The following is a 20,652-nucleotide window of genomic DNA, read 5'->3' on the forward strand; positions in this document are numbered from 1 at the left end:
GGCGCCCACAGCGGTGAGGACGAGGTGCAGGCCCCAGGTCCTGCCGCCCCGGCGCGTTGTCTGACGTGCGGTCACTTTCCGTCCCCCCGCATGGTCGTGGTGGCCCCTTCGAGGTCGCGCCGGAGCACGAACCGCTGGTAGGCGAGGGCGAAGACGAGGCTGATGCCGAACATGACCACGCTGATCGCGCTGGCGTAGCCGACCTGGTAGCGCTTGAAGCCGTACTGGAACATGGTCACGGCCATGGTTTCCGAGTGGTGGTCGGGACCACCCGCGGTGGTGACCCAGACCAGGTCGAAGAGCTGGATGGCCCCGATGACCGACAGGAAGACGCTGATGCGCAGGGTGGGCGCGAGCAGCGGCAGGGTGACGTTGCGGAACCGCTGCCAGGCACTCGCCCCGTCGATGAGCGCCGCCTCGGTGAGTTCCCGGGGGACGGCCTGGAGCCCGGCGAGGTACAGCATCATGTGGAAGCCGAAGTACTTCCAGGTCATGACCAGGAAGAGGGTCGCCATGACGGTGGACGGATCCGCGAACCACTCGCCGCCCAGCCCGTCGAGCCCGACCTTGCCGAGGACCTGGTCGGCGAAGCCGTCGTCCGGGGCGAAGATCATGCCGAAGAGGATTCCGGTGATGGCCTCGGACAGGACGTAGGGCGCGAAGAACAGCATTCGGTACACGGCCCGGCCGCGCATCCGCTGGTTGAGCAGGACCGCCATGGCGAGGGCGAACGGCAGCTGGAGGGCGAGCGACAGCACCACCAGGAGCAGGCAGCGCCACAGGTCGCCGAGGAAGACGTCGTCCTCGAAGAGCCGGCTGAAGTTCTCGCCGCCGATGTAGTCGGAGGGCATGCCGAAGCCGCCCCAGCGGAAGAACGCGGCGTACAGGGCGAACAGCATCGGCAGCAGCACGAGCCCCATGAACAGCACCAGGGCGGGGAGCTGGAAGCCGGCCGCCGTGAGCCAGTGCAGCGCGCGTCGCCGGGCCCGCCCCGGGGGCCGCCGCTCGGGGGCCGGGGGCGGGGAACCGGCGCCTGGGCCGGTCCGTTTGTCCGGCAGGAACGTGGAGGTCATCGCCGGCTACTGCTCTTCCTTCGCGGTCTTCGTGATCGACTGGGCGACCTGCCCGGGCGACTTGGAGCCGGCGATGAGCGCGGCCACACTGTCGTTGACCTCCTGGCCGACGGCGGGCGCGTATGCCTGGTCGAGGTAGAGCTGGAAGCCGGTGGCCGCCTTCAGCTGGGCCTGTACGGCCTTGATGTTGGGGTCGGCGATGGCGCTCTCGGCCGCGGGCACGACGGGCAGGACGCCGGTCTTCTTGACCAGCTCCAAGTCGGTCGCCTCGGACGCGAAGAACTTCAGGAACTCGACGGCCTCCTGCGGGGCGCCCCGGCGCAGGGCGTGCCCGCCGCCTCCGCCGAACACCTCGGTGAGGGCGCCCTTGCCGCCCTCGACCGCGGGGAACGGGAAGAAGCCGAGGTCCTTGCCGAGGCCCTTGCCGGCGTCGGCCTGCACGGTGGGCGCCCACTGGCCCATGAGCTCCATCGCCGCCTTGCCGTTGCCGACGGAGGCGGCCTGGCCGGTGGGCGACGAGTAGGCGGCGCCGAGGAAGCCCTTCTGGAACGGCCGCAGGCCGACGAGTTCCTCCAGGTGTTCGCCCGCCTCGACGAAGGGGGCTCCGGTGAAGTCCTTGTCGTCGTAGGCCTTCTGGAGGGCTTCCGCGCCGGCGGTGCGCATCGCCAGGTAGGCCCAGTAGTACATGCCGGGCCACTTCTCCTTGCCGGCCAGTGCCAGCGGGGTGACCTCGGCGGACTTGAGCTTGCGTACGGCGTCGAGGAAGCCGTTCCAGGTGGTCGGGGGCTCGGGGATGCCGGCCTTCTCGAAGAGCGCCTTGTTGTACCAGAAGCCGATCATTCCGATGTCGAACGGGATGCCGTAGACCTGGTCGTCGAACAGGTACGGCTCTTTGGCGACCGGCAGCAGGGCCTCGCCCCACGGTTTGGTGCTGTCCGTGAGGTTCTCGACGAGCCCGGCGTCGACCTGCTGCTTCAGCACGCCGCCGCCCCAGGTGTGGAAGATGTCGGGCAGTTTCCCGGAGGCGGTCAGGGCCGTCATCTTCGACTTGTAGGCGTCGTTCTCCATCTGAACGATCTTTATCTTGACCTTGGGGTTCTGCGCCTCGAACTTCCGGGCGAGGGCGGCCCAGACGGTCTTGGACGGCTCGGTGGTGGAGATGTTCCACCATTCGATCGTGGTCGTCCCGGACGACCCTCCGTCCGAGTCCCCGCCGCATGCGGTCAATGCCGTCATCCCCATACCGGCCGCGGCGGAGGCCGCCAGGAAGCCGCGGCGGGACAGTGCGGGGTCGCCCATCATGCGCTCCTCGAAAGTTTCGGAGTAGTTCCAGAAAGGTTCGCTGCTGCCGCACCCTAGAGACAGCGGGTAAACGGTGGCAACCCCTTGTACGAGCTGAATCTTGCATCGACCCAAGGACGCGACTCAACGACGAAACATTCGATTTGACAGACGAACGTTACGAAGACGATCCGGCCCCGATCACACAGGGTGTCGGCGCAGGGGCCGAGGATCGACCCCGCTCCCCGCGACGGCGCCGAGCCGTCGCACGCGCTCTCAGCTCGCGTTTTGACGTTCGCATCCGTCCCGGCCGTGAGTCTTAACGGAAGCTTGACGCGCTCAGGCCCCTCATTCACGGGCCACGGCATCACGCTCCGCATACGCTGATCGGGCCGTCCAGTGATGGCCGGAACCACGCTGAGCCGCACATCGGGAGCACGTCGATGGCCACCACCGAGCACCCGGCACCGAGCCGTCCGGAGCCCACTTCACCCAGCCGTCTGCGCACCTGGATGCTGGAGGGCCTGTCCGACATGGGCAAGGCAGGCGGCCACACCGGGCCCCACGCCGAGCCCGAGCCCCCGCACCAGGGTCAGCCCTGGTGGCGGGTGATGTGCCTGACCGGCGTCGACTACTTCTCGACCCTCGGCTACCAGCCCGGCATCGCGGCCCTCGCCGCCGGACTGCTGTCGCCGATCGCGACCATCGTCCTCGTCGTCGTCACGCTGGCCGGTGCCCTGCCCGTCTACCGCCGCGTGGCCGAGGAGAGCCCCCACGGCGAGGGCTCGATCGCGATGCTGGAGAGACTGCTCTCCTTCTGGCAGGGCAAGTTGTTCGTGCTGACCCTGCTGGGCTTCGCCGCCACCGACTTCCTCATCACCATCACGCTGTCGGCCGCCGACGCCTCCACCCACCTCGTGGAGAACCCGCATCTGACCGGCGTCCTGCACGACAAGCAGATGCTGATCACCCTGGTCCTGGTGGCGCTGCTCGGCGCGGTGTTCCTCAAGGGCTTCCTGGAGGCGATCGGCGTCGCGGTGGCCCTCGTCGGTGCCTACCTCGCACTGAACGTGGTCGTGGTGGTCGTCGGCCTCTACCACGTCATCACCGCGGGTCATGTGGTCACCGACTGGTCGAGCGCCCTCACCACCCAGCACAGCAATGTCCTCGCCATGATCGGCGTCGCCCTGCTCGTCTTCCCGAAACTGGCGCTAGGCCTCTCCGGGTTCGAGACGGGCGTCGCCGTGATGCCTCACGTCAAGGGCGAAGCGGACGACACCGAGGCCCGGCCGGCCGGTCGTATCCGCGACACGAAGAAACTGCTCACCACGGCCGCGCTGATCATGAGCGTCTTCCTGATCACGACCAGCTTCATCACCACGCTCCTCATCCCGGAGAAGGAGTTCGGGGCGGGCGGCCAGGCCAACGGCCGCGCGCTCGCGTACCTGGCGCACGGCTACCTGGGCAACACCTTCGGCACCGTCTACGACGCCTCGACGATCGCCATCCTGTGGTTCGCCGGCGCCTCCGCGATGGCCGGCCTGCTCAACCTGATGCCGCGCTACCTGCCTCGCTACGGCATGGCCCCGCACTGGGCCCGTGCCGTGCGGCCCATGGTCATCGTCTTCACGCTGATCGCCTTCCTGGTCACCTGGATCTTCGACGCGGACGTCAACGCTCAGGGCGGCGCCTACGCCACCGGCGTGCTGGTCCTCATCAGCTCAGCCGCGATCGCGGTGACCATCGCCGCCCGCAAGGCCCGGCAGCGGAACTGGACGATCGCCTTCGCGGTGATCTCCGCGGTGTTCCTGTACACGACCGTGCTCAACGTGATCGAGCGCCCGGACGGCGTGAAGATCGGCGCCTGCTTCATCGCCGGCATCATCCTGGTCTCCCTGCTGTCCCGGCTGGCCCGGGCGTTCGAGCTCCGCGTGACCAGCGTGACGCTGGACGACATGGCGGAACGTTTCGTCCGGGACATGGCCAGCCGCCGGATGCGGTTCATCGCCAACGAGCCGGACCGGCGCGACGTCGCCGAGTACCGCGACAAGATCGAGCAGATCCGGCAGGACAACGACGTGCCCGGCCGGGAGGACTTCGTCTTCGTCGAGGTGACGGTCACCGACCCGTCCGAGTTCGAGGCGGGTCTGACCGTGCGCGGCGAGGTACTGCACGGCCGCTACCGCGTGCTGACCCTGGAGTCGTCCTCCATACCCAACGCCCTGGCCGCGCTGCTGCTGCACGTCCGCGACTCGACGGACCGCACCCCGCACATCTACTTCGAGTGGACCGAGGGCGGGCCGTTCGCCAACTTCCTGCGCTTCTTCCTGTTCGGCCAGGGCGAGGTCGCCCCGGTGACCCGCGAGGTCCTGCGCGAGGCGGAGCCGGACCGCAAACGGCGGCCGAGGGTGCACGTAGGTTGAGTCAGGCCGTCGCGCTCCTCCTGCCGAAGCCCCTGCGCGGCGAGCGCACCACGAGCTGTCCGTAGGTGACCTCGCCGGTGATCCGAACCCGCAGCAGGAGGGGGGCGTCGGCCGGCCTGCGCGTCTTGACCGCCGAGTAGTTCATCACCAGGCCGCCGGTGTCCACGACGACACCCGGCCGGGTCAGCAGCCGCAGGGAGCCGGCGCGCAGGTCCAGGTCGATGTCCAGGGTGTCGTGGGTGATCACCGCGTCGGTGAAGTCGAGCGTCACCTCGCCCCACGCCGAACGGATCTCCAGACGCCGCGGCACCACCCAGCCGTCGCCCCGCCGGGTCGAGGCCCCCTCCTGCCGGATCCGGACCACGCCGTCGGCCTCGGCGGGCGTCCCACCGGCCGGAGCGGGCAGATCCTCCGTCAGCACGGCGAGCTCACCCATCGTCCGGGCGGACAACGCGGCCTCCAGCCGCTCGTCGAGCTCCTCCAGGGTGAGCCGGCCGTCGCCCGCGGCGACGCGCAGCACATCCACCGTCCGGTCCCGGTCCGCATGCGACGCCCTCACCCCGGGCGATCCACCGGCCCGCACGACCTCCGCCGCCATCACTCCACCCCGATCCCCCGGGCACGGCACCCGGACCCACCAGTCGAGACTAACGCTATATCGCGTCATACCCAACGGTCGGCCCCGCATCCGTCGTTCCCTTCCCGCGCGCCTATCGTGACCGGCATGCAGTCCTACACGATCGGCCAGGCAGCACGGCTGCTCGGCGTGAGCCCGGACACCGCCCGCCGCTGGGCGGACGCGGGCCGCATCACGACCCACCGCGACGACACCGGCCGACGGCTCGTCGACGGGCGGGACCTGGCCGCCTTCTCGGTCGAACTCGCCCGGTCCGGCTCCGCCGAGGAGGACACGCCGTACACCTCGGCCCGCAATGCGTTCCCGGGCATCGTCACGGCGATCAAACTCGGCGACGTCGCCGCCCAGGTCGAGATCCAGGCCGGCCCGCACCGGCTCGTCTCCCTGCTCACCCGCGAGGCGGTGGAGGAACTGGGCCTGGAGGTGGGCATGGAGGCGACGGCCCGCGTGAAGTCGACGAACGTCCACATCGACCGCGTCTGAGGTCCCCGGGGGGACAGCGGGAGCGTGGCCCCGCCGCGGGGCGACGCAGACACGCACCTACCCGGCACCGCGTCCCCGCCGGTCTACCGTGCAGCCATGAGCCTGAGCATCCGCAACCAGCTCCCCGGCACCGTCACAGCCGTCACCCCCGGCGAGGCCATGGCGACGGTCAGGGTCCGCCTCACCGGCGGCCAGGACCTCACCGCGGCGATCACCCGCGAGGCCGCGGAAGAACTCCGTCTCGCCCGGGGCGTCACCGTACGGGCCTTGATGAAGTCGACGGAGGTCTCCCTGGCCACCGCGCCCATCGAGGGTCTGTCGATCCGCAACCAGCTCCCCGGGACGGTCACGGACATCGCGGCCGGCGACGCGATGGCGTCGGTCCGCGTCACGGTCGAGGGCGGTGAACTGACCGCCGCGATCACCAGGGACGCGGCGGACGACCTGGCCCTGTCGCCCGGGATCCCCGTCGTGGCCCTGATCAAGGCGACCGAGGTGTCACTCGCCACCGCGTGACGCGGCGGGAAACGGCGGGAGGGGCCCCGCACCGCGGAGCCCCTCCCTGTGACCGGTCGGCGGGTCAGTCCTCGTACGCGTCCAGCGGCGGGCAGGAGCACACCAGGTTCCGGTCGCCGAAGGCCTGGTCGATGCGGCGCACCGGCGGCCAGTACTTGTCGGCGGTCGAAACCCCGGCGGGGAAGACGGCCTCCTCACGGCTGTAGGCGTGCTCCCACTCCCCGGCGAGCGCGCCGGCGGTGTGCGGGGCGCCGCGCAGCGGGTTGTCCTCCGCGGGCCACTCGCCGGAGCCGACCTTCTCGATCTCCGCGCGGATGGCGATCATCGCCTCGCAGAACCGGTCCAGCTCGGCCAGGTCCTCCGACTCGGTCGGCTCGATCATCAGCGTTCCGGCCACCGGGAACGACATGGTCGGCGCGTGGAAGCCGTAGTCGATCAGCCGCTTGGCGACGTCGTCGACGCTCACGCCGGTCCTCTTGGTCAGCGGCCGCAGGTCGATGATGCACTCATGGGCGACGAGCCCGCCGGGACCGGTGTAGAGCACCGGGTAGTGCGGCTCCAGCCGCTTGGCGATGTAGTTGGCGCTGAGCACGGCCACCTGCGTGGCCCGCTTGAGCCCCTCGCCGCCCATCAGCCGGACGTACGCCCACGAGATGGGCAGGATGCCGGCGGAGCCCCAGGGAGCGGCCGAGATGGGACCGACGCCCGTCTCCGGACCGGCCTCGGGCTGCAGCGGGTGGTTCGGCAGGTAGGGGGCGAGGTGCTCGCGCACCGCGACCGGGCCGACGCCGGGCCCGCCGCCGCCGTGCGGGATGCAGAAGGTCTTGTGCAGGTTCAGGTGCGAGACGTCGCCACCGAAGTGCCCCGGCTTGGCGAGCCCGACGAGCGCGTTGAGGTTGGCCCCGTCGACGTAGACCTGCCCACCCGCCTCGTGCACCTGGGCGCAGATCTCGGAGACGTGCTCCTCGAAGACACCGTGTGTGGACGGGTAGGTGATCATCAGCACGGCCAGCTCGTCGCGGTACTGCTCGATCTTGGCCCGCAGGTCCTCGACGTCGATCTCGCCGTCCTCGGCGGTCTTCACGACGACGACCTTCATGCCGGCCATCACGGCGCTGGCGGCGTTGGTGCCGTGCGCGGACGACGGGATCAGGCACACGGTGCGCTGCTCGTCCCCGTTGGCCCGGTGGTACCCGCGGACGGCGAGCAGACCGGCCAGCTCGCCCTGCGACCCGGCGTTCGGCTGGAGGGACACCTTGTCGTAGCCGGTGACCTCGGCGAGCCGGTCCTCCAACTCGTGGATGAGGGTGAGGTAGCCCCCGGCCTGCCCGGCGGGCGCGAAGGGGTGCAGCTGACCGAACTCGGGCCAGGTGACCGGCTCCATCTCGGTCGTCGCGTTGAGCTTCATGGTGCAGGAGCCCAGCGGGATCATGCCCCGGTCGAGCGCGTAGTCGCGGTCGGCCAGCTTGCGCAGGTAGCGCAGCATGGCGGTCTCGGAGCGGTGCTGGTGGAAGACGGGGTGCGTCAGGTAGTCGTCGGTGCGCAGCAGCGCGCCCGGAAGCCCCTCCTCGGTGGCCGCGTCCAGCGCCTCGACGACGCCCTCCACCCCGAAGGCGGCCCACACGGCACGCAGCTGGGCCCGCGTCGTGGTCTCGTCGCAGGCGATCGAGACGTGGTCGGCGTCCACGAGCCGCAGGTTGACCCCGTTGTCCTGCGCGGCCGCCACGACCTCGGCGGCCCGGCCCTCGACGCGCACGGTCAGGGTGTCGAAGTAGGAGCCGTGCACGACCTCGACGCCCCCGTTCGCCAGCCCTGCGGCGAGGACGGTGGCGTACCGGTGGGTGCGCCGCGCGATGCCCTTCAGGCCCTCCGGGCCGTGGTAGACGGCGTACATGCCGGCCATGACGGCGAGCAGCACCTGCGCGGTGCAGATGTTGCTGGTGGCCTTCTCCCGGCGGATGTGCTGCTCACGCGTCTGCAGCGCCAGCCGGTAGGCCTTGTTCCCGTCGGCGTCCACCGACACGCCGACGAGCCGCCCGGGCAGGCTGCGCGCCATCTTGTCCTGGACCGCCATGTAGCCGGCGTGCGGTCCGCCGAAGCCCATGGGCACACCGAAGCGCTGCGTCGTCCCGACGGCGATGTCCGCCCCGAGCTCGCCGGGCGACTTCAGCAGGGTCAGCGCCAGCAGGTCGGCGGCGACGGTGACCAGCGCCCCGAGCTCGTGCGCCTGGTCGATGACCGGCTTGATGTCCCGCACGGCACCGGAGGCGCCCGGGTACTGGAGCAGCACGCCGTTGATGTCACGCTCGGCGATCTCGGCGGGAATGCCCTCGCTGAGGTCGGCGACGACGACCTCGACCCCGGTCGGCTCGGCGCGGGTCTGGATCACGGCGATGGTCTGCGGGAGCGTGTCCGCGTCGACCAGGAACAGGCCCTTCTTGTTCTTGCCCAGCCGCCGCGACAGCGCCATGGCCTCGGCGGCCGCGGTGCCCTCGTCGAGCAGGGAGGCGCCGGAGGTCGGCAGCCCGGTCAGCTCGGCGACCATCGTCTGGAAGTTGAGCAGCGCCTCGAGCCGACCCTGCGAGATCTCCGGCTGGTACGGCGTGTAGGCCGTGTACCAGGACGGGTTCTCCATGACGTTGCGCATGATGACGGGCGGCGTGAACGTGCCGTAGTAGCCGAGGCCGATCATGGAGCCGAGGACCTCGTTGCGGTCGGCGAGGGAGCGCAGCTCGGCGATCACCTCGGCCTCGCTGCGGGCACCCGGCAGGTCCAGTGCCTCGGCGCTCTTGATCACGGCCGGGACCGCGGCGGCCGTGAGCTCGTCCAGCGAGCCGTAGCCGACGTGCGCGAGCATCTTGGCGCAGGCCTCGTGGTCGGGGCCGATGTGGCGCTGCTCGAAGGGGACTGCCTCTTCGAGCTCGGAGAGCGGAATGCGGTGGGCGGTCATTACGGAGGCCTCCTGGTCGACACGACCTTCGAGGGGCACCACGGCACGGGTACCCGAACGGCCTCCCCCTCTGTCATCTCAACCTGAGAGCTTCACCGGATCGCCCGAAGGCCTCCGGCTTTCACCGTCGGTGAGAGCGGAAGCCGTCGACACCCGCCCTGCTTTCCAGAGTGACCTCGTCCGTGCGGTACGTGAGCCTGAGAGATTCCGGGGAGGATTTGCTCCTTCGGCGCCTCCGATGATGTCTGGAGGACTCTCCCGCACGGGGTCAACAGCCGCTGCCAGCGTACCAGCGAGGTCAACGCACGAACCTTCGAGTGGCCGCATCCCCACTTGTACCGTTTTGTGGTGTTTACGGATGAGGTGCAACCATGTGGAGGGCCCGTGCGAACCGATATCGATCCTCGCAACCTGATCGGCCGCAAGGCGTTCGACCGCAACGGGACCAGGATCGGCACCATCGACGAGGTCTACCTCGACGACGCCACCGGCGAACCTGAGTGGGCGGCCATACGGACCGGCCTGTTCAGCCGGGACGCGTTCGTCCCCCTGGAGCCCAGTGAACTGGTCGAGGGCGCCCTGCACGTGCCCTTCGAGCGCGCCCTGATCAAGGACGCTCCCGACTTCGGGGTGGGCCGCCACCTCTCCCCCGAGCAGGAGCTGCAGCTCTACCACCACTACGGTCTCGACGTCGCCGCCCCGCCCCCGCTCCCGGACCACGACTTCGGCAAGCTGGCGGGCACCGACGAGACGGCCTGAGAGCCCGCCCCGGGCGCTTCGTCTCCCCCGTCGGTCCCCCGTAATACCAACGGCAGCGGATCCGCCGCCTCCAGATCCGGGTCGTCGACCCGGAAGGTCCGCACGCGCCCGGGCTCCGAGGAGGGCGTCTCGAACCGTACGGTGACCCGCCCGAGGCCGCTGCCCTGCACCCACCCGTGCCCGAACTCGGCGTGCCGCACGTCGTGCCCGGCGGGCCACCGCCGCTCGGCGAGCGACGGCTGTTCCTCGGCCGGCGCCGCCGTGTGCTCCTCGACCGGGCCCTCCGCGAGCGCCCGCTCCCCCGCCGCCTGCGCGAACAGGTCCTCCTGCGTGTAGTCGGCGAGCCCGCTGACGCCCACCCCGAGGAGCCGGACCCCGCCGGTCGTATCGACCGAGTCCAGCAGTCTGGCCGCCGCCTCACGGATCACCGCCGGATCGTCCGTGGGCCCGCGCAGCGTCTCGGAGCGGGTGAGCGTCGAGAAGTCGTACCGCCGCACCTTCAGCACGATCGTCCGCCCGGACAGCCCCGCCCCGCGCAGCCGCCGCACGCACCGCTCGGCGAGCCGCTGCACCTCCAGCCCGACCCGTGTCCGGTCGTGGATGTCGACGTCGTAGGTGTCCTCGACCGACACCGATTTCGCCTCGCGCTCCGCCACCACGGGCCGGTCGTCCCGGGCCAGCGCCATGGCGTAGAGACCGTGTCCGTGCGCCTTCCCCAGCAGCCGGACCAGCTCGTCCTCGCCCGCCTCGACGATCTCCTCGACCGTGGTGATCCCGGCCCGCCTCAGATGGTCGCCCGTGGCCGGCCCCACCCCCGGCAGCGTCCGCACCGGCATCGGCCCGAGCATGGCCCGCTCCGTCCCCGGCTCGATCACCACCAGCCCGTCGGGCTTGGCCTCCTCCGAGGCGATCTTCGCGAGCATCTTGGAGGCCGCGAGGCCCACCGAGCCCGTGAGCCCCGTGACGGCCCGTATGTCGGCGCGCAGCTTCACCCCGGCCAGCCGCGCCGACCGCTCGTCCCAGGCCACGCCCCCGGCCTCCAGATCCACGAACGCCTCGTCCAGGCTCAGCGGCTCCACCAGCGGGGACAACGCCCGCAGCAGCTCCATCACCCGCTCGCTGATCGACCGGTAGAAGGTGAAGCGCGGCACGAGATAGGCGGCGTTCGGCGCGAGCCGCCGGGCCTGCCCCATGGGCATCGCCGAATGCACCCCGAAGACCCGCGCCTCGTACGACGCGGTCGCCACCACACCCCGCGGCCCGAGCCCTCCCACCACGACGGCTTTCCCGCGCAGACTCGGCTTGGACGCCTGCTCCACCGAGGCGAAGAAGGCATCCATGTCGAGATGCAGGATCGTGGGCGCGGTTCTCACAACTCCGATGCTGCCCTACGCCACTGACAACGCCCCACGCGACCGCCCTGAGCGCCCCAGGGGAAACCGCTTACGCCCCGGTGCGGGAACGTCCCGCCTCCTGCGGCCGCGTACGGTCCTGCGCAGCCGGACGGCTCAGACGGCCCGGTTCCGCCGACGCGCCAGCTCGTCCGCCGGATTGGGCCCGACCAGGGTCTCGCCGGTGTCGATCCGCTCGCCGTGCAGCTGGGACAGCGCGCTCTCGACATCCCGCCACACCACGCCCACGGCGATCCCGAACACACCCTGGCCGCCCTGGAGCAGGGCATGGACCTCGTCGGGCGAGGTGCACTCGTAGACCGTCGCGCCGTCGCTCATCAGCGTCATGCGCTCCAGGTCGCTGAAACCGCGTTCCCTGAGGTGGTGGACGGCCGTACGGATGTTCTGCAGCGACACCCCGGTGTCGAGGAACCGCTTGACGATCTTCAGGACGACCACGTCCCGGAAGCTGTACAGCCGCTGCGTCCCGGACCCGTAGGCGGGGCGCACGCTCGGTTCGACGAGCCCCGTGCGGGCCCAGTAGTCCAGCTGCCGGTAGGTGATACCGGCGGCCGCACAGGCCGTGGGGCCGCGATAGCCGATCTGCTCGGACGCCATGGACGCCGTCCCTCCGCTGCTCGGCACCGCCGCCGGTCGCTGCGGAGCGTGCTCGGCCGCGCCTCCGGGCTGGGGGCATCCACCGCCCGGGAGGGGCCGTGAGCCGGGGGGAGGGTACGGACCGCTCGCCCTGAGACTGCGCTCGGGGCCGCCCCCAGCCGTACCGTCGCCGCTGCTTCTCACGCCGACCTCCGTCCTTGACCTGCCTTCTCGACGGTAGGCAGTCACCAGGGGTGCGTCAACGATCGCCACACTCGCCACGCCGAGTGATAATCACCCTGAGAGTGGTTTCCCGTGCCCCACCGCGGGGAAAGGCTAGCCGAATGTGTTCGGCGCGAGCCGTGTGACGCTCTCACACGCCACCGGCACATGCGGGCATTTCACCCGTCACACATACGGCGGGCGGCCCGCCACGGACCACATCGTCCGCCGGGCCGCCCCACGCCTTCTCAGGCCACTGCCGCTCCCGAGGCACTCACTGGCTGCTGCTGCCGAAGTCCTCGGGGGAGATCTGGTCGAGGAACTCGCGGAACTTCTCCACCTCGTCCTCCTGCTCGTCCGGGATCGCGATGCCGGCGTCGTCGAGCACCGTGTCACTGCCGTAGATCGGCGTCCCGGTGCGCAGCGCGAGCGCTATGGCGTCGGACGGGCGGGCGCTCACCTCGACGCCGCTGGCGAAGACCAGCTCCGCGTAGAAGACGCCCTCACGCAGGTCCGTGATGCGCACTTCCGTGAGCTCCTGGCCGACGGCTTCCAGCACGTCCTTGAACAGGTCGTGAGTCAGCGGCCGCGCGGGAGCCATGCCCTGCTGGGCGAAGGCGATCGCCGTCGCCTCCCCCGGCCCGATCCAGATAGGGAGGTAACGGTCGCCTCCCACTTCACGCAGCAGCACGATCGGTTGGTTGGAGGGCATTTCGACCCGGACACCTACGACATCGAGCTCGTTCACACAGCAACCCTAGGCCGTGCCCGGGACGTTTGGGTAGTCGGGCCGGTATCGGGCGCCTGATCCGGCCCCCTGCGCACGGCCTCCTCAGGGCAGCCGCACGCCCAGCGCCGTCCGCACCAGTGCGGCGTGCAGCTTCACCGTGAGCCCCGCCAGCTCCTTGGTGCGCGCCTCGGCATGAGCCCTGGTCTGCGGGTTCCGGTGCCGCCTCAACGGGGCCACCACCTGGTCCACGAGCCCGGCCTCACGGTCGGCGGCGGCCTTCATGGCCCGCAGGTGCCGCGGCTCGATCCCGAACCGCCCGAGCTCGATGACGAGCAGGGCGACGGTGAGCGCCTCGGCGTCATAGGCGCCGTCCTCCAGTGGAGTGAGAAGACCATAGGACTCCCACTCCTTGAGCTCCTGCTCGTCGGCACCCGCGGCGGCGAGCAGCTCCTCACGCCCGATCCTGGCCGCTGTGGGCCCCTCGGGCGGCTCGGGCGCGGGCTCTCCGTCCCGCTGACGGCCCACGACCGGCAGCGGCACGGCCTCACCGCGCTCCATGGCCTCCAGGTGCTCCCGGATCACCTTCAACGGCAGATAGTGATCCCGCTGCATCCTCAGGACGTGACCGAGTCGCTCGACGTCATGGGCGCTGAACTTGCGGTACCCCGACGGGGTCCGCTGCGGCTCGATGAGCCCTTCCGACTCCAGGAAGCGGATCTTGGAGATGGTCACTTCGGGAAACTCGTCGCGCAGCGCGTTCAGCACCGCGCCGATGCTCATCAGCCCACTGTCCGTGGCGGCGGCGCCGTGCCCGGCACCGCCGCTCGGTTTTTGCAGCATGGACCTTCCCTGACGGATGGACCCTCGCTGGGGTCTGCCCGGACGGAGCCCGGTCAGTAGCCCCGCTGGCTGGCGTAGAAGACCAGCCGGTACTTGCCGATCTGCACCTCGTCGCCGTTGTTCAGAGCGACCTGGTCGATCCGCTCGCGGTTCACGTACGTGCCGTTCAGGCTGCCCACGTCGGCCACCGTGAACGAGCCGTCCTGAGCGCGGCGGAACTCCACGTGGCGCCGGGACACCGTCACGTCGTCCAGGAAGATGTCGCTCTGCGGATGCCGGCCGGCCGTGGTCAGATCGCCGTCCAGCAGGAAGCGGCTGCCCGAATTCGGCCCGCGGCGCACCACCAGGAGCGCGGAACCCAGCGGCAGCGCGTCGACGGCGGCCTGAGCCTCCGGGGACAGGGTCGGCATCGGCGTCTGGCCGGTGGTCTCGCTGTCGTAGGCCTCGAGACCGGAGATGGAGATCGTGGAGGTCGTCTCGGACGGACGCTCCGGCGTCGCACCCGCCCGCAGCGGCGCGCCGCAGTTGGAGCAGAAACGGCTGTTCTCCGTGTTGCGGTTACCGCACCTCGTACACACCAGGGCCGACATCGGATCCTCCTGCCGCGGCTGCCCACCGGGGGCGTTGGACGCATACGGGTCGGAAAACCCTCCACCCGCACTTGAGGTTGACGGTTGCCCGAAACCTATGCCGCCGGGCTGCGCAGGGTCAACCGACGGCGCGCCCTGACCACCGGGAACATCGCCGCCAGGGCCGCCGACCTGGTCCCGGAACAGCGGCCGCTGTCCTTCCGCGTCAGGCTGTGCGCGATGACGGGCGGTCGCATTGTCGCCGCCCTCTCGCGCGCTCTTGCCGAACAACTTCGCAAACAACTTCACGGGCGATTCCCCTTGACCGAAACAGACCCGCCCGTGGGGCAGGACGAACCCTGACTGAACACTCTGGCCGACCCGGACATCCTGACAACGTCCGTCTGCACCAGACAGTTTCCACCACGCACCGCCCATTCGGTGCGCCGACCCCCCGCAACGTCATGCCCTCGCCCGACGCCGCCCATGCACCCCCGGTTCACTGCGAGGACGACCGAGCGTAGTCAGGCCGCTTCGCTGCTCGCAAGGCGTCCACCACGATGTCGGCGGACCGCTCGATCGTGACGGTGGCCTGTTCCTTCTCGAGAGTCTGCACCACGCCTCCGGGGATGTTGAGCGCCGGCTCCAGGTCCTGCGGCTTGCCGATGACCTTGAAACGATAGGGCGCGTTGATCTTGTTCCCGTCGACGCTCACGCCCTTGCCGGAGTCCGCGAGATAGGTGCCGGCGACCACCCGGACGCCGTTGACCTGAATCGCCTCCGCGCCCGCGGCGCGCAGCTCCTGGATCGCGTCGAGCAGCATGTCCGCCTCGACCGCCCCCTTCGTGTCCACGATCGTCATGGTGATGCCCGGCCCCTGTGCGGCCACCGTGCCCGCCAGGATGCCGAGTTGCCTCTCCTTCTCGATCGTCTGCTTCCTGGCCTCCTCGGCCTGGTCCGAGCTGTTCTCCAGCTCGTCGCGCTGCTGCTCGAGACCTCGCTTCTCGTCCTCAAGACGCTGAGTACGGTCATCCAGTTCATCGAGGATGCGGACAAGATCTTCCTGCCGCGCGCCGCGCAGGGCGCTGTCGCTGTCGCTGTTCGAGGCCACCTGCACGGCCAGACCGAACCCCAGACCGAACAACAGCACCGCCACGATGAGTTGGGCCCGGGTGACACGCGGCGGCCACAGCCCCTGCACCAGCCGCTGCCGGCCGGTCAGCCGCGGCCCGGGATCCGGCTGCGGCTCCGGTACCCGCTCGGGCTCCGGCTCCTTCGGCGCCTCCTCTGCGGCGGGCGCCGCCACGGGCGCCTCCTGAGGCAGCTCCTTGCGCAGCCTGTTCCCGGACTCGCCGCCACCGTCGCGCGTGTCGCCGCGTTCCCCGGCGGTCTTCTCGTCGTGATCGCTCATCGGTCTCACGCCCGGAACACGTGGCGGCGGATCGCCGCGGCGTTGGAGAAGATCCGGATGCCGAGGACGACCACCACACCGGTGGACAGCTGGGCGCCCACTCCCAGCTTGTCGCCCAGGAAGACGATCAACGCGGCCACGACGACGTTCGACAGGAACGACACCACGAAGACCTTGTCGTCGAAGATGCCGTCGAGCATGGCCCGCAGGCCGCCGAAGACGGCGTCGAGCGCCGCCACGACAGCGATCGGCAGATAAGGCTCGACCACCGCCGGAACCTCAGGCCGGACCAACAGGCCGGCCACGACTCCCACGACGAGGCCCAGTACGGCGATCACGATGTGCCCTTCTCACTCTTCTCAATGCTCGGCTGAGCTGTACGTACGGTCACACTCGGTGCGGCAGGCAGCCGGAGGTCGTCCTCCACGGAGATGCCTGTCCTGATGCCGTAGCTCTCCTGCAGCGCGTTCAGATACAACCCGTCCGCGCTGTCCTGGAACCGCGTGCTCAGCCGCTGTCCGTCCCCCACCGCCAGCACCGTGTACGGCGGCACCAGCGGCTTGTTGTCGACCAGTATGGCGTCCCCGGCGGCCCTGATCGCGGACAGCGCCGTCAGCCGCTGCCCGTTGATCGAGACGGCCTCGGCGCCCGACTCCCACAGCCCGTTCACCACGCGCTGCATGTCCCGGTCCCGCACCCGGCCGGTGTCGGAGAAGCCGGAGGCCTCACGCGGGTCGCCGTCGCCACCCGCGGCGGTTTCCTTGGCGTCGTTCACCACGAGCTTCACCCCGGGGCCGTGCACCGCGGCCGCGCCGGACAGGATGCCCACCAGGTCGGAGTCGGCGCTGCCGCCGCTGTTCCTCAGCGCCTCGCGCTGCCGTGCGCTCACATCCGCGCGCAGCTCGTCGACGGAGTCCTCCAGCTTGTCCGCCGCCTCGGTCTCCCGGTCGATGCGGTCGACGAGCTCTTCCCGCTCTTTGGCGACGACCGGAGCCGCGACCCGCGCCTGCGCCGCTCCGAGGGTCACGACGAGGGCCGCAAGCACCAGTCCGGCGGCGAGCCCCAGCTTCGCCCGGAGGGTCTTCGGCATGCCGCTGTTCCCCGCGGCCTTCTTGCGCGATGCGGCCTCGGCGTATCCGTCGTCGAGGCTGTGGTCCATGACGTTGGTCAGCAACGACATGGACGCATCCGGGCGCCGGGGCCGCGTGGGTGTGCTCCGAATGGGGGGTTGCTGCGGCATGCCGCACATCGTCGCACGTCGCGAGCACTACCTCCGAACGGCCCCACCGGCGTGCCGGACAGGCCCCGTTGGGGACACTTGTCCGGCACGCACGCGTGCAGTCCGTTCTACCGGCCGGCGCTGTCCACGACAGCCGACCATTCGTCCAGCAGGGCCTGCGCGGAGGCGTCGTCCGGCCCCTCGGCCCACAGGTGGGTGACCGCCTCGGCCGGATCGGGCAGCACCATCACCCAGCGGCCGTCGGTCTCCACCACACGCACCCCGTCCGTGGTGTCCACGAAGCGATCTCCGGCCGCTTCGACGACTCGCCGCATCACGAGCCCCTTGACGGCCCACGGGGTCGCCAGATCGCGCTTCAGGACGTGCGCCCGCGGGATCCGCGCGTCGATCTGGCTGAGCGTGAGCTGCGTCCTCGCCACGAGCCCGATGAGCCGCACGAACGCCGCGGTGGCGTCGTACACGCTGCTGAACTCGGGGACGATGAAGCCGCCCTTGCCGTCACCGCCGAAGATCGTCCCTTCCTCACCGCCCACGCGGGTGAGGTCGTCCGGAGAGGTGGTCGTCCACTCGACCTGCGTCCCGTGGTACGCCGCCACCTGCTCGGCGATCCGGGTCGTGGTCACCGGCAGCGCGACCCGGCCGCTGCGCCGCTCGGCGGCGACGAGGTCCAGCATCACGAGCAGCGCCCGGTCGTCCTCGATGATCCGCCCCTTCTCGTCGACGAGCGACAGCCGCTCACCGACGGGGTCGAACCGGACGCCGAACGCGGCCCCCGACGACGCCACGATCTCCCCGAGGCGCACCATCCCCGACCGCCGCATGTCGGCCGTCTCCGTGGGCCTGGACTCGTCGAGTCCGGGGTTGATCGTCAGGGAGTCCACCCCGAGCTTGCCCAGCAGGCTCGGCAGGACGAGTCCCGCGCTCCCGTTGGACGCGTCCACGACGACCTTCAGCCCCGACTCGGAGATGCCTGTCGTATCGACGTTCCGCAGCAGCGACCCGGTGTACGAGTCGAAGACGCTGGCCGGGAAGTGCAGATCCCCGATCTCACCGGGGAACGCCCGACGGTACTCCTGCCTCGCGAACACCCGGTCCAGCTTCCGCTGACTACCCTGCGACAGGTCCGCACCGTTCCCGTCGAAAAACATGATGTCGACGGAGTCCGGCACGCCGGGTGTGGTGCGGATCATGATGCCGCCCGCGCTGCCTCGCGCGGTCTGCTGCCGGGCCACCGGCAGCGGCACGTTCTCCAGGTCCCGCACGTCGATCGCGCTGGCCTGCAGCGCGGAGATCACCGCCCGCTTGAGCGCACGGGCACCACGGGAGTGGTCCCGCGCCGTGGTGACGGTCGAGCCCTTCTTCAGCGTCGTCGCGTACGCGCCCGCAAGGCGGACGGCGAGCTCCGGGGTGATCTCCACGTTCAGGATGCCGGACACACCGCGCGCGCCGAAGAGATGCGCCTGTCCCCTGGACTCCCAGATCACCGAGGTGTTGACGAAGGCGCCGGCCTCGATGGTCTTGAAGGGATAGACCCGCACGTTGCCCTGGACGATCGATTCTTCACCGATCAGGCACTCATCACCGATGACCGCCCCGTCCTCGATCCGCGCCGCGCGCATGATGTCGGTGTTCTTGCCGACCACGCAGCCGCGCAGATTGCTGTGCGGCCCCACGTAGACGTTGTCGTGGACGACGGCCTTGTGCAGGAACGCACCGCTCTTGACGACCACGTTGGAGCCGACGACGGTGTGCTCTCGGATTTCGGAGCCGGCCTCGACCTTGGCGTAGTCACCGATGTAGACGGGCCCACGGAGGACGGCGTCGGGATGGACCTCCGCCCCCTCGGCGACCCATACGCCCGGGGAGATCTCGAACCCGTCGACGTCCACGTCGACCTTGCCCTCCAGGACATCGGCCTGGGCCTTCACGTAGCTCTCGTGCGTGCCGACGTCCTCCCAGTAGCCCTCGGCGATGTAGCCGTAGATGGGCTTGCCTTCCTTCATGAGCTGCGGGAAGACATCGCCGGACCAGTCGACGGGCACGTCGGGCTCGACGTAGTCGAATACCTCGGGCTCCATCACATAGATGCCGGTGTTCACGGTGTCGGAGAAGACCTGGCCCCAGGTGGGCTTCTCCAGGAAGCGCTCCACCTTGCCTTCTTCGTCGACAATGGTGATACCGAATTCCAGCGGATTGGGCACGCGTGTCAGACAGACCGTGACGAGCGCGCCCTTCTCCTTGTGGAAATTGATGAGCTCGGTGAGGTCGAAATCCGTCAGAGCATCGCCGGAGATGACGAGGAAGGCATCGTCCTTCAGCGCTTCCTCTGCGTTCTTGACGCTTCCGGCGGTACCGAGTGGCTTCTCCTCATTGGCATAGGTGAGCTCCATACCGAGCTCTTCGCCGTCACCGAAGTAGTTCTTGACGAGCGACGCCAGGAACTGGACGGTCACGACTGTTTCATTGAGCCCATGCCTCTTGAGCAGCCGCAGAACATGCTCCATGATCGGCCGGTTGGCCACCGGCAGGAGCGGCTTGGGCATGCTTGAGGTCATAGGACGAAGGCGCGTGCCTTCGCCTCCGGCCATCACGACGGCCTTCATGTCGGAAGCGTCCTCCTCGAAGAGACGGTCTGGCCGACTTCCCCCGCCAGGATTGTCCCGCACATATCCAGTACGGGCCATCGCTCCGCTACGGCAGCAGGACCATCCGGGAGTTCAATCGGTCGTGGCGTCCGCACGGACCAGGCGGCGGACTTGTACCACGTAGAGGACTCCTGCCCACCAGTACAGCGTTGTACCCCACCCGGCGAACGCCCATCCGAAAATAGCAGCCAGTGACGAGATCCAGCCGCTTCCGTCACTGAGCAGAAGCAGAGGGAAGGCGTACATCAGGTTGAAGGTCGCGGCCTTGCCCAGGAAGTTCACCTGGGGCGGCGGATAGCCGTGCCGGCGGAGGATGCCCACCATGACCAGCAGGACCAGCTCTCGCGCCAGAAGGAGAGCGGTCAACCAGAGGGGAAGAATCTCGCGCCAGGTGAGGCCGACCAGGGTCGAGAGAATGTAGAGCCGATCGGCCGCGGGATCGAGGAGCCGGCCGAGGCTGCTGATCTGGTTCCAGCGCCGCGCGAGCTTGCCGTCCAGGTAGTCACTGACACCGCTCAGGGCCAGCACCAGAAGGGCCCAGCCGTCACTCTGGGGCCCGCCGAACTCAGGCCGCAGGATCAGCCACAGGAAGACGGGCACGCCGACGAGGCGCGCCATGCTGAGGATGTTCGGGATGGTGAGCACACGGTCCGTCTGGACGCGAGTCTCCTGAACCTCCACCCGGGGGCCTCCTGTGGGAAATGTACCGACGATGCCCCCTGACCCTACCTCAACGCAAAAAAGCTCTGGCTCTTGGGCTGTGTGCCCAAGAGCCAGAGCTCTAAAAGGAGTTCGGCGGCGTCCTACTCTCCCACAGGGTCCCCCCTGCAGTACCATCGGCGCTGTAAGGCTTAGCTTCCGGGTTCGGAATGTAACCGGGCGTTT

General features: G+C 69.7%; 18 protein-coding genes, 1 rRNA gene and 1 riboswitch. Of the genes, 4 read left to right on the forward strand and 15 right to left on the reverse strand.

All coding sequences use genetic code 11. The features are described from left to right. Positions 1 to 71: 71 nt before the first annotated feature. Positions 72 to 1,073 (reverse strand): carbohydrate ABC transporter permease, encoded by a 1,002-nt coding sequence (locus HNR57_RS24750; protein ID WP_184562956.1) that lies wholly within the window; start codon positions 1,071 to 1,073, stop codon positions 72 to 74. Between the two features lie 6 nt (positions 1,074 to 1,079). Beyond that, positions 1,080 to 2,372, reverse strand: a complete 1,293-nt coding sequence (locus HNR57_RS24755) for an extracellular solute-binding protein (RefSeq protein ID WP_184562958.1) — start codon at positions 2,370 to 2,372, stop codon at positions 1,080 to 1,082. A gap of 425 nt (positions 2,373 to 2,797) precedes the next feature. Between HNR57_RS24755 and HNR57_RS24760 the strand changes: the two genes are divergently transcribed. Next, complete coding sequence (locus HNR57_RS24760) at positions 2,798 to 4,777, forward strand: APC family permease (RefSeq protein ID WP_184562960.1); 1,980 nt, start codon at positions 2,798 to 2,800, stop codon at positions 4,775 to 4,777. Position 4,778: 1 nt separating this feature from the next. Here the strand turns inward: HNR57_RS24760 and HNR57_RS24765 are convergent, their stop codons facing one another. Then, complete coding sequence (locus HNR57_RS24765) at positions 4,779 to 5,375, reverse strand: DUF1707 SHOCT-like domain-containing protein (RefSeq protein WP_184562962.1); 597 nt, start codon at positions 5,373 to 5,375, stop codon at positions 4,779 to 4,781. A gap of 126 nt (positions 5,376 to 5,501) precedes the next feature. Here HNR57_RS24765 and HNR57_RS24770 point away from each other — a divergent pair, with 126 nt between their 5' ends. Continuing rightward, complete coding sequence (locus HNR57_RS24770) at positions 5,502 to 5,897, forward strand: TOBE domain-containing protein (protein ID WP_184562964.1); 396 nt, start codon at positions 5,502 to 5,504, stop codon at positions 5,895 to 5,897. A gap of 96 nt (positions 5,898 to 5,993) precedes the next feature. Beyond that, positions 5,994 to 6,413 (forward strand): TOBE domain-containing protein, encoded by a 420-nt coding sequence (locus HNR57_RS24775; protein WP_184562966.1) that lies wholly within the window; start codon positions 5,994 to 5,996, stop codon positions 6,411 to 6,413. A gap of 64 nt (positions 6,414 to 6,477) precedes the next feature. Here HNR57_RS24775 and gcvP read toward each other — a convergent pair whose 3' ends face one another. Next, on the reverse strand, positions 6,478 to 9,363 hold the full coding sequence (gcvP, locus tag HNR57_RS24780) for an aminomethyl-transferring glycine dehydrogenase (protein WP_184562968.1): 2,886 nt from the start codon (positions 9,361 to 9,363) through the stop codon (positions 6,478 to 6,480). Positions 9,364 to 9,538: 175 nt separating this feature from the next. After that, positions 9,539 to 9,634, reverse strand: a riboswitch (glycine riboswitch). Positions 9,635 to 9,747: 113 nt separating this feature from the next. Between gcvP and HNR57_RS24785 the strand changes: the two genes are divergently transcribed. Beyond that, complete coding sequence (locus HNR57_RS24785; RefSeq protein ID WP_184562970.1) at positions 9,748 to 10,122, forward strand: PRC-barrel domain-containing protein; 375 nt, start codon at positions 9,748 to 9,750, stop codon at positions 10,120 to 10,122. Here the strand turns inward: HNR57_RS24785 and HNR57_RS24790 are convergent. The 11 genes from HNR57_RS24790 to rrf all read right to left on the reverse strand — a co-directional run. Beyond that, a complete protein-coding gene (locus HNR57_RS24790; RefSeq protein ID WP_184562972.1) occupies positions 10,041 to 11,495 on the reverse strand; it encodes a DNA polymerase IV in 1,455 nt (484 codons plus the stop codon). The genes HNR57_RS24785 and HNR57_RS24790 overlap by 82 nt on opposite strands. Before the next feature lie 135 nt (positions 11,496 to 11,630). Continuing rightward, complete coding sequence (locus HNR57_RS24795) at positions 11,631 to 12,314, reverse strand: MerR family transcriptional regulator (RefSeq protein ID WP_184562974.1); 684 nt, start codon at positions 12,312 to 12,314, stop codon at positions 11,631 to 11,633. 292 nt (positions 12,315 to 12,606) lie between these two features. Beyond that, on the reverse strand, positions 12,607 to 13,080 hold the full coding sequence (locus tag HNR57_RS24800) for a bifunctional nuclease family protein (RefSeq protein WP_003988851.1): 474 nt from the start codon (positions 13,078 to 13,080) through the stop codon (positions 12,607 to 12,609). 84 nt (positions 13,081 to 13,164) lie between these two features. Beyond that, positions 13,165 to 13,902: a transcriptional regulator FtsR gene (gene ftsR, locus HNR57_RS24805; protein ID WP_184562976.1), complete on the reverse strand. Its 738-nt coding sequence runs from the start codon at positions 13,900 to 13,902 to the stop codon at positions 13,165 to 13,167. A 53-nt stretch (positions 13,903 to 13,955) separates the two neighbouring features. Further along, positions 13,956 to 14,909: a zinc-ribbon and FHA domain-containing protein gene (locus tag HNR57_RS24810; protein WP_184562978.1), complete on the reverse strand. Its 954-nt coding sequence runs from the start codon at positions 14,907 to 14,909 to the stop codon at positions 13,956 to 13,958. Positions 14,910 to 14,970: 61 nt separating this feature from the next. Beyond that, entirely contained in the window at positions 14,971 to 15,882 is a 912-nt protein-coding gene (locus HNR57_RS24815) for a DUF881 domain-containing protein (RefSeq protein WP_184562980.1), read from the reverse strand. A 5-nt stretch (positions 15,883 to 15,887) separates the two neighbouring features. Beyond that, entirely contained in the window at positions 15,888 to 16,220 is a 333-nt protein-coding gene (locus HNR57_RS24820) for a small basic family protein (protein ID WP_003988855.1), read from the reverse strand. Continuing rightward, on the reverse strand, positions 16,217 to 17,131 hold the full coding sequence (locus HNR57_RS24825) for a DUF881 domain-containing protein (RefSeq protein ID WP_184562982.1): 915 nt from the start codon (positions 17,129 to 17,131) through the stop codon (positions 16,217 to 16,219). The genes HNR57_RS24820 and HNR57_RS24825 overlap by 4 nt, the downstream gene beginning before the upstream one ends. 98 nt (positions 17,132 to 17,229) lie before the next feature. Then, positions 17,230 to 19,725: a mannose-1-phosphate guanyltransferase gene (locus tag HNR57_RS24830; protein ID WP_033307452.1), complete on the reverse strand. Its 2,496-nt coding sequence runs from the start codon at positions 19,723 to 19,725 to the stop codon at positions 17,230 to 17,232. Between the two features lie 114 nt (positions 19,726 to 19,839). Then, complete coding sequence (gene clsA, locus HNR57_RS24835; protein WP_033307453.1) at positions 19,840 to 20,448, reverse strand: cardiolipin synthase ClsA; 609 nt, start codon at positions 20,446 to 20,448, stop codon at positions 19,840 to 19,842. Between the two features lie 109 nt (positions 20,449 to 20,557). After that, positions 20,558 to 20,652, reverse strand: a 5S ribosomal RNA gene (rrf, locus tag HNR57_RS24840); the annotation flags it as partial.

It is taken from the genome of Streptomyces paradoxus, assembly GCF_014202475.1.
GTDB classification, from domain to species: Bacteria; Actinomycetota; Actinomycetes; order Streptomycetales; family Streptomycetaceae; genus Streptomyces; species Streptomyces paradoxus.

Excerpts from the sequence above, each read along its gene's own strand:
- HNR57_RS24750 (WP_184562956.1), bottom strand. The coding sequence starts at position 1,073 with ATGACCTCCACGTTCCTGCCGGACAAACGGACCGGCCCAGGCGCCGGT.
- HNR57_RS24755 (WP_184562958.1), bottom strand. The coding sequence starts at position 2,372 with ATGGGCGACCCCGCACTGTCCCGCCGCGGCTTCCTGGCGGCCTCCGCC.
- HNR57_RS24760 (WP_184562960.1), top strand. The coding sequence starts at position 2,798 with ATGGCCACCACCGAGCACCCGGCACCGAGCCGTCCGGAGCCCACTTCA.
- HNR57_RS24765 (WP_184562962.1), bottom strand. The coding sequence starts at position 5,375 with ATGGCGGCGGAGGTCGTGCGGGCCGGTGGATCGCCCGGGGTGAGGGCG.
- HNR57_RS24770 (WP_184562964.1), top strand. The coding sequence starts at position 5,502 with ATGCAGTCCTACACGATCGGCCAGGCAGCACGGCTGCTCGGCGTGAGC.
- HNR57_RS24775 (WP_184562966.1), top strand. The coding sequence starts at position 5,994 with ATGAGCCTGAGCATCCGCAACCAGCTCCCCGGCACCGTCACAGCCGTC.
- gcvP (WP_184562968.1), bottom strand. The coding sequence starts at position 9,363 with ATGACCGCCCACCGCATTCCGCTCTCCGAGCTCGAAGAGGCAGTCCCC.
- ftsR (WP_184562976.1), bottom strand. The coding sequence starts at position 13,902 with ATGCTGCAAAAACCGAGCGGCGGTGCCGGGCACGGCGCCGCCGCCACG.
- HNR57_RS24810 (WP_184562978.1), bottom strand. The coding sequence starts at position 14,909 with ATGGGCGGTGCGTGGTGGAAACTGTCTGGTGCAGACGGACGTTGTCAG.
- HNR57_RS24815 (WP_184562980.1), bottom strand. The coding sequence starts at position 15,882 with ATGAGCGATCACGACGAGAAGACCGCCGGGGAACGCGGCGACACGCGC.
- HNR57_RS24825 (WP_184562982.1), bottom strand. The coding sequence starts at position 17,131 with ATGTGCGGCATGCCGCAGCAACCCCCCATTCGGAGCACACCCACGCGG.
- HNR57_RS24830 (WP_033307452.1), bottom strand. The coding sequence starts at position 19,725 with ATGAAGGCCGTCGTGATGGCCGGAGGCGAAGGCACGCGCCTTCGTCCT.